The organism is Pseudomonas sp. SLFW (assembly GCF_009905615.1).
GTDB lineage: Bacteria > Pseudomonadota > Gammaproteobacteria > Pseudomonadales > Pseudomonadaceae > Aquipseudomonas > Aquipseudomonas bambusae.
This window is the reverse complement of the sequence record NZ_JAAAKW010000012.1, coordinates 1-12,471: the sequence shown is the minus strand read 5'-3', so window position 1 is coordinate 12,471 and position 12,471 is coordinate 1. Positions and strand designations below refer to the sequence as shown.

Here is a 12,471-nt window from a genome sequence, read left to right as displayed (position 1 = left end):
AACGCTGCTTCGCCGCGTTTAAGCTCAAGAAACCACGGGCCAGGCCGATGCTGAGGACGATCCCCTTCATCTCTCTGGAAGTTCGTCTTTCATGTTCAATAAACGTCTGAAGCAAGAGTTGGCCGCGCTGCGTGAAGAACTTTCATCGGTGGAGCAGGTGAGGAGCAGTCTGGACAGCGAAATGCTGTGCATGCGCCTGGACGCGCAGGGTCGTATCGAGTCCGTCAATAACAACTTTGAAAAGGAAATGCATTACCGCAGCGCTGATCTTGTCGGGCGTTCCATCGAAGAGTTGGCCCCCGCTCACGTCAAAAGCCTTGATATCTTTCAGCGCGTGAAATCCGCCATCAGCCGAGGCGAGCATTTCAGCGGCGCCTTGCGTCTGCTGCGTGGCAATGGCCAAGAAGCCTGGCTGCGTTCGATCGTGCAACCCGTACGCGATGGCAGTGGAAAGGTGGCGTATTTCACGATCCACTCCAAAGATCTGACGCGCACCATCGAAAACTCCCGCGAGCACGAAAACCTTATCGAAGCGCTGCAGCGCTCCACCGCCGTGATCGAGTTCAACCTGAATGGCGAAGTGCTTGCCGCCAACGAGCGTTTCCTGGGTTCGATGGGCTACTCGCTCACGCAGATCCAGGGTCAGCACCACCGCATCTTTTGCGACCCCCAAGAATCCAGCTCTCCGGAATACCAGATATTCTGGGACAAACTGCGCCGTGGCGAATTCGTCACCGGTCGTTTCAAACGCGTGGACAGCCGGGGGCGTGAAGTCTGGCTCGAAGCGTCGTACAACCCGATCACCGACGCCCATGATCGCCTGTACAAAGTGGTGAAATTCGCCACGGTCATCACCGATCAGGTCAACCGGGAAAATGCGGTGGCCGAAGCCGCCAACATTGCCTTCAGCACCTCGCAGCAAACGGACAGCAGCGCGCAGAAAGGCGCAGCGGTGGTTCAGCAGACGGTTGAAGTCATGCGAGAGCTGGCCGGACACATGGAACAGGCCGCTGATCGCATTTCGGCGCTGGACAAGCAGTCCCAACTGATCGGCTCCATCATCCAGGCCATCAGCAGCATCGCCGACCAGACCAACCTGCTCGCCCTCAACGCTGCCATTGAGGCGGCCCGGGCCGGCGAACAAGGCCGTGGGTTTGCCGTGGTCGCCGACGAAGTCCGCCAGTTGGCCTCGCGCACCAGCAAAGCCACCGAAGAAATCGTCGGTGTGGTGAAGCAGAACCAGGTACTGGCTGAACAGGCGGTCAACGTGATCATCAGCGGCAAGCAACAAGCGCAGCAGGGCCTGGAGCTGGCAGGTGAGGCCGGGTCGGTGATCGTGGAGATTCAAGACGGCGCGCAACGGGTCGTGAGCGCGGTAGGGCAGTTTGCCAATCAACTGTCGAGCTGATTCGTCAAAACGGTTAAAGCGCTGCCGTTTTTATTAGAAATCGGCGTTTCGTCTTTAAAATCGTTAAAAAGCCGCGTCGGATGCGTACATCCGACGCGGCTTTTGGGTTCAGACGCGGAAATGGCTGACCAGCATTTGCAACTGATTGCCCAGTCGGGCCAGTTCGACGCTGGACGCGGCGGTTTCTTCGCTGGCAGCGGCGGTCTGTTCGGACACGTCGCGGACGTTGAGAATGCTGCGGCTGATTTCTTCAGCGACCGAGCTTTGCTGTTCGGCAGCGGCGGCGATCTGCTGGTTCATCGCCTGAATGTTGGACACCGTCTGGGTAATGCTTTCCAGCGACGAGCCTGCCTTGCGGGTCAAGGTGACGCTGCTGTCCGTGAGTCCACGGCTGCTGAGCATAATGTCCGACACCTGACGGGTACCGCTTTGCAGGGCGGCGACCAGGCTTTCGATTTCTTCGGTCGACTGTTGCGTACGCTGTGCCAGGCCGCGCACTTCGTCTGCCACGACCGCGAAACCACGACCGGCCTCACCCGCGCGTGCGGCTTCGATGGCCGCATTGAGGGCCAGCAAGTTGGTCTGTTCCGCCACGGACTTGATCACGTCCATCACTTTGCCGATCTTGTCGCTTTCCTGCTCCAGTACGCCCATGGCGTCGGAGGAGCGAATCACTTCGTTGGCGAGTTTTTCGATCTGGGCGATGGCTTCGCCGACGACTTTGTCGCCGTCACGGGCCTGCCTGTCAGCATCCGAAGCAGCGACCGACGCCTGTTCGGCGTTGCGCGCAACTTCGTGCACGGTGGCCGACATTTCATGCATGGCAGTGGCAACTTGATCGGTCTCGACCTTCTGGCTGTTGACCCCGGCGCTGGTCTGCTCCGTCACCGCCGACAGCTCTTCGGCCGCGCTGGCGATCTGGGTGACGCTGTCGCGAATGCCGCCAATCAGGTCACGCAGGGTGGTGCCCATCCGTTGAATCCCGGTTTGCAGCACACCCAGTTCATCACGGCGAGTCACTGTCAGCGTATGGGTCAGGTCGCCGGAGGCGATGCGGTCGACCACGGCTAATGTTTCCTGGAGCGGTCGGGTGATCTGGCGGGTGATGATCAGCGCCGCCAGGGCACCGAAGATCAGGGCGAGCAAGGTGCCGCCGATCTGCAGAGTGCGAGCCTGTTTAGTGTCGTCCGCGCCAAGCGAGGTTTGCAGATCAACCAACTGCTGGCTCAGTTTGACGATGGCTGCGCCTTCATCGGTCATTTCTGCCCGCGTCGAGTTGATGGTGTCGTTCGCCACCTTGAAGCCCTGTACCGAGCTGCGATAGCCGATCAACGCGCTTTCGAGCTGTTTCAGGCGATCGCCCTGAGTCGCGCCGAACGTGGCGTTGAGCTGATCCAGCCCGCTGATTGCAGCATTCAGTTGGCGTGCAGCGGCGTCTTCGGTTTTGGCGGTGGGGTTGCCGGTGTAGCCGCGCACTTCGTAGCGCACCAGCATGACGTCTTCTTTGGCTTTGGTGGCGGCCTGGTACTGAGCAAAGCGGCGTTCGTCGGTCGGATCGAGCTTCATCACGTCATCGTTGATGGCGGCGATCAGCTCTGCGGCCTTCACCGCATCGGTGCCCATGTCAGCGCGGACTTTGGCGCTGGTCTTGTACGCCTCGCGCATTTTGCTGAATGACGCGTCGTAGGCACGAATCTGCTCGCCTAGCGCCTTGATCGGCGGGACGTTCAGCGGATTGACGAACGTGCTTTGCAAAAATTGTTGCTGCGCTTTGAAGGCGTCAAGAGCGGTCTGCACGTTCTGCGCCACGGCTTCGTCGCCATTGCTCAGCATGTATTGCAGACGCGTGATGCGCATGTCGGTCAGTTTGTTGTTGAGCTTCATGATGTCGGCAACGCGATCGCTGCGGAAGGTCATGTTGCCCAGGCTGGTCCAGCCGATGAGGGCGAGCAAGGCAGTAAAAACAAGCACGATGCCGAACCCTAAGGCCAGCTTTTTATTAACGCTGATATTCGCGAACCAGCTCTTCATCTCAATTCTCCACAGTCCATTTTTCGAGTCGTCAGCTGGAGAATTGTTGTTATGGAGCCCAGCGAAACAGTCAGGTGCAAGGTTTCATCGGCCGAAAGCCGGAAATCTGAAACGGATGCGGGGAGATTGAAGGTAATTTCCTACACAGATAGGTAAAAAAACTACGGTTCAGAGGGGGGGCTGGAAAGATTAAGCCCGGCAAAAGCCGGGCTGGGGAGGGCAGTGCGGCTATCAGCTCAGGCGATTGGCACCTACACGGTCAGCGCCGTCAGCAGCGATGCGACCCAGTTGAGTTTTTTCTGAGCCATTCTCGGCGACGCGGTTGGCACCTACACGGTCAGCGCCGTCAGCAGCGATGCGGCCCAGTTGAGTTTTTTCTGAGCCATTCTCAGCGACGCGGTTGGCGCCTACACGGTCAGCGCCGTCAGCAGCGATGCGACCCAGTTGAGTTTTTTCGGAACCGTTCTCAGCGACGCGATTGGCACCTACGCGGTCGGCGCCGTCAGCAGCGATGCGACCCAGCTGAGTTTTTTCGGAGCCATTCTCAGCGACGCGGTTAGCACCTACACGGTCAGCGCCGTCGGCGGCAACGCGATTGATGTGAGTATGGGACGAGCCGTTTTCAGCGACGATTGGCGCGTTGATGTGTTTGGCGGCCGGCAATGCGAAAGCGCCAGTTGCCAGTACGGAGAAGGCCAGACCAAGGATCAGTTTGTTGGTTTTCATGAGGGTTGCTCCAATTCGTCTAAGTGGTAACTCGGTATGGAGGCAATGTTACGCGGCGCGGGATTATTAAGAAGTCAATACGATTGGTAGCGATCATCGCCGGTATTGATAGTTGGGGTATGACCATCCCCCGAAAGCTAATGGGCCATGGTTAGAGGAACGCAGCTACGTCACTGGTAGAGCCATTTTATTGGCGTTTTCAGACCATTCCTTCTGAGTGTGACCGGTAAGTCATCGCTGCCGAACGCTGGCGTCAACATTCCCTCGTTCGGGTGTATCAGGCATGAAATATTTCAACTGTTGAGAGCGCAGCGGAAAACATACCGTGTTCTGGCTCCAACCTCGGTCGACGGGGGCGGGATTTCTCCAACCAGAACGGAAGTAGCGTTATGAAACCTGTTCAGCGATTCACCACACTCGACAGTTTCAGGGGGATCTGCGCGCTGCTGGTCGTGTTCTTCCACCTGCACGTTGTCGACACCTTCATTCAATTGCCCTTCTTCCGACGTGATGAGGTTCTGCTCAATTTCTTCTTTGTCCTCAGTGGGTTCGTTCTTGCTCACACCTATGGCATGAAGCCAAACCTCTCATTCAAGTCCTTCGTCATTTCGCGGGTCTTTCGCCTCTACCCGCTGCACTTGTTCATGCTCGCGTTCTTCATTCTTTTCGAAACGGCGCGCTGGATCGCTTATCACCAAGGTTTTGGCCTGAACAACAAGCCGTTCACCGGGACATTCGCGCTGGATGAGATCCTGCCCAACCTCCTGCTGGTTCAAGCATGGACGAGCTACACCGAAACCATGTCGTTCAACTACCCCTCCTGGACGATCAGCATCGAGTTCTACATCTACATGCTGTTCGGGGCGCTGTGCATGTTCTCCATGCGTAATCGCTTTTTGCTGTTTGCCAGCGTTTCGGTGGTCGCCTTTATCCTGATCTTTTCGGAAAACGCGCCGTTGGTCGATCGCGCGATGCTCGGGTTGTCGTGCTTCTTCGCAGGCAATATCACGTACTTGGTGTACTTGCTGATTCGCGATAAATGGTCCCTCAAACCGTGGCTGGTGACGGTGTTGGAATGCGCCATGATGTACGCCACGTACTGGATCGTGATGAACGACTTCGACAATCGCTCACCCATCGGGAGTCTGGCGTTCTGCGTGTTGGTGCTGCTGTTCGCGTTCGAAGGCGGGCAGGTGTCAGCGCTGCTGAAAACCGGTGTTTTCGTGCTGCTCGGCAAACTGTCGTACTCGATCTACATGACCCACGCAGCCGTCATTTTCTTGCTGTCGACGGTCTTCATCATTGGCCAGAAACTGACCGGTTTCGAGATGGCGCCGATGATCGCGGGGCAGCGCTTCATGGACACGGGGTCGATGTTGGCGAACAACCTCTTTGTGGTGGGCGTGACGGTGCTGACCGTGGTGGTGGCGGGCTTCGCTCACAACTACATCGAAATGAAGGGCTACGAACTGGGCAAGCGGGTGTTGGGCAAACCTGCGGCCAAGGCGCCGGTGGACAAGCCGGAGTCGGCGAACGGACTCAAGCCGCAGATTGATCGGGTGGCGTGATTTCTTCTACAAAGGTTTCGCGGTGGGCTGGGCGCGCAACCACTCCACCATCCCCAGCCCCGCTGCACGCCCGCTGGCAAAACAGGCGGTCAGCAGATAACCGCCGGTGGGCGCTTCCCAGTCGAGCATCTCCCCGGCGCAGAACACGCCAGGCAATGAGGTGAGCATCAAGCGTTCATCCATCGCCTCGAACGTCACGCCGCCCGCCGTGCTGATCGCCTCGTCCAGCGGGCGGGGTTCGATCAGCGTCAGCGGCAGGCATTTCACGGCATTGGCCAATAAGGTCGGATCAGCGAATGCTTCGGCAGGGGCCAATTCCCGCAGCAACGCCGCCTTGACGCCGTCGAGCCCCAGCTGGCTGTGCAAGTGTTTGGACATCGAGCGCGAGCCGCGGGGTTTGCTCAGTGCTTTCTGCACGTCGTTCAGGCGCTTGCCTGGCAGCAAATCGATCTCGACGGTAGCGACGCTGCTGCGATTGATCGCCTCGCGAATCTGCGCCGACAACGCATACACCAGACTCCCCTCGACACCCGTCTGCGTCAGCACACACTCGCCCAATCGCAGCGTCTGGCCCTGCAAACCCATGGCGATGTTTTTCAGCGGGGCGCCTGCGAATTTGCTGCGCAGCACTTCGCTCCAGGCGGGCACTTCGAACCCGCAGTTTGCGGCTTGAAGGGGGGCGGTCTGCACCCCTTGCTGTTCGAGCAGGGGCATCCAGGCGCCGTCCGATCCCAGTCGCGCCCAACTGGCGCCCCCCAAGGCGAGCAATGTCGCGGCGGGACGGATCGCGATCTCGCCCTCTGGACTATTGATGCGCAGGCTATGTTCCGCATTCCAGCCCAGCCAGCGATGCCGGGTGTGGATCACTACGCCGCCATCGCGCAAACGCTTGAGCCAGGCGCGCAGCAGAGGCGCGGCTTTCATGTCGGTGGGAAATACGCGGCCGGAGCTGCCAACGAATGTTTCGATGCCCAGCCCGTGAATCCACTCGCACAAGTCGTCGGCACCGAAGGCCCGCAACAGGGGGGCAATGTTCGGAGCGCGTTCGGCGTAGCGCGACAGAAACGCCGGGTACGCCTCGGAGTGAGTGATGTTCATGCCGCCAACACCGGCCAGCAGAAATTTGCGTCCGACCGAGGGCATGCCGTCGTAGAGATCGACCTTGAAACCGGCCTGACTCAGCACTTCGGCGGCCATCAACCCGGCCGGGCCACCCCCGATGATGGCGACGGCGTGTGCGGAGGAAGAAGAGGCTGAAATCATGGTCAACGTGCGGATCATCGAAGTGGGTCGCGCATTCTACCCGAGGCCTGTGACGAACGAACGGCCTGTGGAAAACTTTTGAGCGAAAAACGTACAGCGCTCTGTGAGGCTTATGAAATGTGGGCTCTGTGGCCTTGCGCTCAGGTTATCCACAGGTGGTTCCACAGCGGATGTGGGTAAATACTGACGGTACGGATTGTCTCAGATTTCTGTAGGAGCGAATTCATTCGCGAGCGGTGATGCACCCACACATCTTCTTCGGATGTACCGCCGCCTCGCGAATAAATTCGCTCCTACAGCGAATGTGCAGTGGCAGGCGAGTGGGTCATAAGCCTTCCGACACCCAGACCCGCTGCGCGCTGTGATGCAAAATCCCGTGCCGCCGCGCCAGTGCTTCGCGATCCTTGCTGTACCCGCCGCCAATCACGCCCATCACCGGAATGTCTCGGCCCAGGCAATGGCGCATCACTGCTTCGTCGCGCCGGGCCACGCCGTTGTCGGTCAGCTTCAGGTAGCCAAGCGCATCGTCCTTGTGCACATCGACCCCTGCGTCATAAAGCACCAGGTCGGGCTGGTAGAGCGGCAGCAGGTAATTGAGCGTGTCATCGACTACTTTCAGGTATTCATCGTCGCCCATGCCCATTGGCAGCGGAATGTCCCAATCGCTCTGGGCCTTGCGCGCGGGGAAGTTTTTCTCGCAGTGCAGGGAAACGGTGATCGCGTCCTCAGTGTGTTCGAGAATCCGAGCCGTGCCGTCGCCCTGGTGCACGTCGCAGTCGAAGATCAACACGCGGTCGACGCGACCGCTCTGCAGCAGGTAATGGCTGATAATGGCCAGGTCGTTGAAGATGCAAAACCCGGCGGGGTAATCGTAATGCGCATGGTGCGTGCCTCCGGCGAGATGACAGGCGAGCCCATGCTGCAGGGCTTTTTCTGCCGTGAGCAGCGAACCGCCAACGGCGCGCACCGTACGTCGGGCCAGGTCTTCGCTCCAGGGCAGGCCCAGACGGCGCTGATCCTCGCGGGAAAGGTCGCCGTCCATGTACCGCCGAATGTAGGACGGGTCATGGGCGAGCGCGAGAATGTCGTCAGGGCAGACCAGCGGGCGGAACAGTTGAGCATCCGTGGTGAGGCCGCTGTCGATAAGGTGGTCGTGCAGCAGACGGAATTTGTCCATCGGGAAGCGATGGTCGGGCGGAAACGCCGGGCTGTAATCTTCGTGGTAGATAAGCGGCAGGGACATAGTGCGTACGCATGGGGTTCGAGGGGGAATCTTGCCAGTTATGCCCGTTGTGGCACAGCGGTTTGGCCGGGACGGGCACGGTTGCACTGGCAGGTTATTCTGGCGAGCCATTTGAGAAGCGGGGCAGGGGAGATGTTCAATGGAGCCGATACTTGAGCTCAACAGCGCACGCTTGTTGATGCGTCAGTGGCGGGACGATGATTTGCCGGCTTTCGCGCAGATGTGCGCCGATCCACAGGTGATGCGTTATTTCCCGCAACCGCTGACGCGTCTGGAAAGCGCCAAGATGATCGGGCGTATTCGCGGCCATTTTGCTGAGTACGGCTTCGGTCTGTGGGCGCTTGAGCGCAAGGACACCGCGCAATTCATCGGCTTCACCGGGCTGAATGTGGTGGGCTTCGACGCCCCGTTCAACGGCGTTCAACATCCTGCGGTTGAAATTGGCTGGCGACTGGCTCGGGAACATTGGGGTCTTGGTTACGCCAGCGAGGCCGCGTGGACGGTGTTGGGCTGTGGGTTCGAGCACGTCGAACTGGACGAGATCGTCTCATTCACCGCCGTCAGCAACCTGCCTTCGCAAAAGGTCATGCAAGCCATCGGGATGCAAAACGATCCGGATGATGATTTCGACCACCCCAACCTCCCGGAAGGCCACCCGCTGCGGCCCCACGTGCTGTATCGCATCAATCGCCAACAATGGCTCGCCACGTTGTGATGGGCGGGAACCCCGCCGCAAACATCTGTATCATTCTGCCCAACCTCCACGTTCACCGTCGCTCGGCGTCGGTGGCTGGACCGGCGTGAAATGACTGTGTGTGAGGAACCTCTGAATGAGCCATGTGCTGGATGATCTGGTGTCGCTGTTGAGCCTGGAGCCGATCGAAGAAAACCTCTTCCGTGGGCGCAGCCAGGACCTTGGCTTTCGCCAGCTGTTTGGCGGTCAGGTGCTGGGGCAGTCGCTGTCGGCGGCGAGCAAGACGGTCGAGGATGAACGCCACGTTCACTCGCTGCACGGTTATTTCTTGCGTCCGGGCGATGCGCAATTGCCTGTGGTTTATCAGGTTGATCGCGTGCGCGATGGCGGCAGTTTCAGCACCCGCCGTGTGACGGCCATCCAGAAGGGCCACCCCATCTTCACCTGCAGCGCGTCGTTCCAGTACGACGAAAAAGGCTTCGAGCATCAGAGCCAGATGCCGCAGGTGGTCGGCCCGGAAAATCTGCCGTCGGAACTTGAGTTGGCGCGTCAACGCGAGCACCTGATTCCCGCTCACATGAAAGACAAGCTGCTGTGCCCCAAGCCCATCGAGTTCCGCCCTGTCACCGCCCTCGATCCTTACAACCCACAGCCCACCGAAGCGGTGAAATACGTGTGGTTCCGCGCCGACGGCACGCTGCCTGACATCCCGGCCCTGCACCGCTATATGCTTGCCTATGCGTCGGACTTCAATCTGCTGACCACGTCGCTGCTGCCTCACGGCAAGACGGTCTGGCAGAAAGACATGCAAATCGCCAGCCTCGACCATTCGCTGTGGTTTCATGGCGAACTGCGGGCCGATGAGTGGCTGCTTTACGCGATGGACAGCCCGTGGGCCGGTAACGCGCGCGGGTTTTCCCGTGGCAGCGTCTATAACCGCGCGGGCCAGCTCGTGGCCTCGGTCAGTCAAGAAGGTTTGATCCGACACCGCAAGGACTGGGCATGAGTCTGTCGCAGTTGCGCCATTGGGTGTTCGACATGGACGGCACGCTGACCATCGCCGTGCACGACTTTCCGGCGATCAAATGTGCTTTGGGTATTCCGCTGGAGGACGACATCCTCACCCATCTGGCGGCGCTGCCCACCGAAGAGGGTGCGGCCAAGCATGCGTGGCTGCTTGAGCATGAGCGAGAGTTGGCCGTGGCGTCGAAGCCTGCGACCGGTGCCGTCGAGTTGGTGCGTGAGTTGGCAGGGCGTGGCTATCGGCTCGGCATCCTGACGCGCAACGCACGGGAACTGGCCCACGTCACGCTGGAAGCCATCGGCATCGCCGACTGTTTCGACGTCGAAGATGTGCTGGGGCGGGACGAAGCGCCGCCGAAGCCTGATCCGGGCGGACTTCTGAAGTTGGCCCAGGCCTGGAACGTCGAGCCTTCGCAGATGGTGATGGTGGGCGACTACCAGTTCGACCTGGCGTGCGGCAAAGCAGCGGGCGCGCATACCGTGTTGGTCAACCTGCCGGAAAACCCCTGGCCGGAACTGACCGATTGGCATGCGGATGATTGCGTGGCGTTACGGGCGATGCTCAGCTAGCGCGAAAGCTGCTTGAAATACACACACCCTGTAGGAGTGAGCTTGCTCGCGATAGCGGGGTATCAGCCACCGTGTGTATGACTGACGCTCCCTGATCGCGAGCAAGCTCACGCCTACAATGATGCGGTTTTTTGGCGGGGGCGGCGATCAATTCCCTTTGAACAACGCCGCCTGTCCCTCTGGCGAGGTGAACATCGCGTCGCCGTTGTGGCCCACACCTTTCACTTCCACCAGCCGTTGGTTCATCCCTTCAGGATGACGCTTGGTCAGGTAATCGAAGAAATTGTGCCCCCGCACCAGGCGAAACGGCCCTTGCGCCTCGGCACCGCAATCCTTGTCCAGCGCCGGGTGATTCGGGTCGGTGTCCTGATCGCCCAGCAGGTAGGTGATGTCACGCTTCACGTACGCCGTTTCCAGCTCCGCCACGGTGTCCTTGCCTGCATAGGCCGGCAGTTTGTTCATGCCGTATTTCCAGGTGTCGAACCCCGGGCAGCTCGCCGTCGTCACCGGCAATGGCCGGGTCGCGTCGAAATAGGCGTAAGACGACGGGTTGGCGATCACGTAACGCAGCTTGATGCCTTCCTTCTTCAGCAGCGCGTCTTCCTTGCCGCCGATCATCGCGTAGCGCTGCACCACCTGCGCACCGCCCGAGTGACCGGCGATGACGATTTCTTTCAGGTTCGGAAACAGCTTGCTGTCGCTCAGGCGCTTGAGGATATGGTCGATGACCACGAATGAACTGACCGGCTTGGCGCCCAGCGACTTGTCGCCCGCCATCCAGTCGTTGGCGTGCCAGCGCAACACCGTTTCCGGCAAGTGGTGCGCGGTGATGTCCTTCTCATCGAGGAACTGCGGCGCGATCAGCAGGGTTTTAGGCCGCTGCTTGGACTGGTTGGCAGCCCGCTCGACGCTGCGCAAGTACGTCTGAGCGTTGCGCAGGCGACCATGAAAAATGATGACCACCCGCTGAATATGCGGGTTCGGGCTAACCCAGCTCTGGCTCAGGCCCAGCGTGGCTTGAGACGTTCCATTGATCAGCAGCCGGTCGGGGCTGATGGATTTGACCGCCTGATCCGCAGCATGAGCCGTCGCGCTCATCAGGGTGCCCAACAACAGGATCGAAAGCGGTTTCATCATGTGATCAGAGGCTCTTGGCGGCGAAGGTATCGCATTGGTTGATTTGTCCCTGGGCAAAACCTGTCTTGAACCAGCGAACCCGCTGGGCAGACGTCCCGTGAGTGAACGAGTCGGGTACTACACGCCCTTGGCTTTGTTGCTGCAAACGGTCGTCGCCGATGGCATTCGCCGCATTCAGCGCCTCTTCAATATCACCCGGTTCGAGCCAGTTCAAACGCTTTTGCGCGTTGTTGGCCCAAACACCGGCGAGGCAATCCGCCTGCAACTCCTGACGCACCAACAGACCGTTGTCACCCTCCATGCGCATGCCACGCTGGCGGGCGGCGTCAACTTTAGCTGAAACCCCCAGCAAGGTCTGCACATGATGGCCAACTTCATGCGCAATCACGTAGGCCTGGGCAAAATCCCCTGCGGCTTTGAAGCGCTGGCTCATCTCTCGGAAGAAATCCATGTCCAGATAGACCTTTTGATCGGCCGGGCAATAGAACGGGCCGCTGGCGGATGACGCAAAACCACACGCAGACTGCACCTGACCCCGGAACAGAATCAGAGTCGGGTTTTTATACTGCCGACCACCCTGCTGAAAAATCTGACCCCAGGTGTCTTCGGTGTCACCCAGAATGGCTCGCACGAAATCCGCCTGCTCGTCGTTGGCCGGAGGCGCCTGTCGCGTCTGAGGGCTGACGGAGGTGGTCTGTTGGCTGCCCACCTGACCGGCGATCTGCCCGAGAATCTGCATCGGGTCCTGCCCGGTCAACAGCCCAATGGCGACGATGATCACAATCCCGCCAAGCCCCAGCCCCTTGCC

At 59.7% G+C, this 12,471-nt stretch carries 10 protein-coding genes and 3 pseudogenes; 6 read left to right on the top strand and 7 right to left on the bottom strand.

The window, feature by feature from the left end; genetic code table 11:
* Positions 1-91: 91 nt before the first annotated feature.
* Together GVN17_RS30020 and GVN17_RS30015 are read left to right on the top strand one after the other, a co-directional pair.
* Positions 92-868: pseudogene (locus tag GVN17_RS30020) on the top strand (PAS domain-containing protein); the annotation flags it as partial.
* 12 nt (positions 869-880) lie between these two features.
* Positions 881-1,408 carry a methyl-accepting chemotaxis protein gene (locus GVN17_RS30015; RefSeq protein WP_371928590.1) on the top strand — a complete coding sequence of 176 codons (528 nt, stop codon included), beginning with the start codon at positions 881-883 and terminating at the stop codon, positions 1,406-1,408.
* Positions 1,409-1,608: 200 nt separating this feature from the next.
* On the opposite strand, the pseudogene GVN17_RS30010 reads toward GVN17_RS30015, so the two are convergent.
* The 3 genes and pseudogenes from GVN17_RS30010 to GVN17_RS20195 form a co-directional block, all read right to left on the bottom strand.
* Positions 1,609-2,221 (bottom strand): annotated as a pseudogene (locus tag GVN17_RS30010) (methyl-accepting chemotaxis protein); the annotation flags it as partial.
* A gap of 198 nt (positions 2,222-2,419) precedes the next feature.
* Positions 2,420-3,292: pseudogene (locus tag GVN17_RS30005) on the bottom strand (methyl-accepting chemotaxis protein); the annotation flags it as partial.
* A gap of 378 nt (positions 3,293-3,670) precedes the next feature.
* On the bottom strand, positions 3,671-4,165 hold the full coding sequence (locus GVN17_RS20195; RefSeq protein WP_166597026.1) for a phage infection protein: 495 nt from the start codon (positions 4,163-4,165) through the stop codon (positions 3,671-3,673).
* Between the two features lie 389 nt (positions 4,166-4,554).
* Here GVN17_RS20195 and GVN17_RS20190 point away from each other — a divergent pair, with 389 nt between their 5' ends.
* Positions 4,555-5,733, top strand: a complete 1,179-nt coding sequence (locus tag GVN17_RS20190; protein ID WP_166597025.1) for an acyltransferase — start codon at positions 4,555-4,557, stop codon at positions 5,731-5,733.
* Positions 5,734-5,739: 6 nt separating this feature from the next.
* Here the strand turns inward: GVN17_RS20190 and GVN17_RS20185 are convergent, their stop codons facing one another.
* Together GVN17_RS20185 and GVN17_RS20180 are read right to left on the bottom strand one after the other, a co-directional pair.
* The gene (locus GVN17_RS20185; RefSeq protein ID WP_371928587.1) at positions 5,740-7,014 is read right to left on the bottom strand and encodes a TIGR03862 family flavoprotein; all 1,275 of its coding nucleotides are present in this window, start codon (positions 7,012-7,014) and stop codon (positions 5,740-5,742) included.
* Positions 7,015-7,321: 307 nt separating this feature from the next.
* On the bottom strand, positions 7,322-8,239 hold the full coding sequence (locus GVN17_RS20180; RefSeq protein ID WP_166597024.1) for a histone deacetylase: 918 nt from the start codon (positions 8,237-8,239) through the stop codon (positions 7,322-7,324).
* Positions 8,240-8,378: 139 nt separating this feature from the next.
* Between GVN17_RS20180 and GVN17_RS20175 the strand changes: the two genes are divergently transcribed.
* The 3 genes from GVN17_RS20175 (at position 8,379) to GVN17_RS20165 (ending at position 10,526) form a co-directional block, all read left to right on the top strand.
* The gene (locus tag GVN17_RS20175; protein ID WP_166597023.1) at positions 8,379-8,954 is read left to right on the top strand and encodes a GNAT family N-acetyltransferase; all 576 of its coding nucleotides are present in this window, start codon (positions 8,379-8,381) and stop codon (positions 8,952-8,954) included.
* A 115-nt stretch (positions 8,955-9,069) separates the two neighbouring features.
* The gene (gene tesB, locus GVN17_RS20170) at positions 9,070-9,939 is read left to right on the top strand and encodes an acyl-CoA thioesterase II (RefSeq protein ID WP_166597022.1); all 870 of its coding nucleotides are present in this window, start codon (positions 9,070-9,072) and stop codon (positions 9,937-9,939) included.
* Positions 9,936-10,526, top strand: coding sequence for an HAD family hydrolase (locus tag GVN17_RS20165; RefSeq protein ID WP_166597021.1), 591 nt, complete (start codon positions 9,936-9,938; stop codon positions 10,524-10,526). The genes tesB and GVN17_RS20165 overlap by 4 nt, the downstream gene beginning before the upstream one ends.
* Positions 10,527-10,673: 147 nt before the next feature.
* Here the strand turns inward: GVN17_RS20165 and GVN17_RS20160 are convergent, their stop codons facing one another.
* Entirely contained in the window at positions 10,674-11,663 is a 990-nt protein-coding gene (locus GVN17_RS20160) for an alpha/beta hydrolase (RefSeq protein ID WP_166597020.1), read from the bottom strand.
* A 4-nt stretch (positions 11,664-11,667) separates the two neighbouring features.
* Positions 11,668-12,471 (bottom strand): neutral zinc metallopeptidase (locus GVN17_RS20155; RefSeq protein WP_166597019.1); only part of this gene is annotated, 804 nt, incomplete at its 5' end.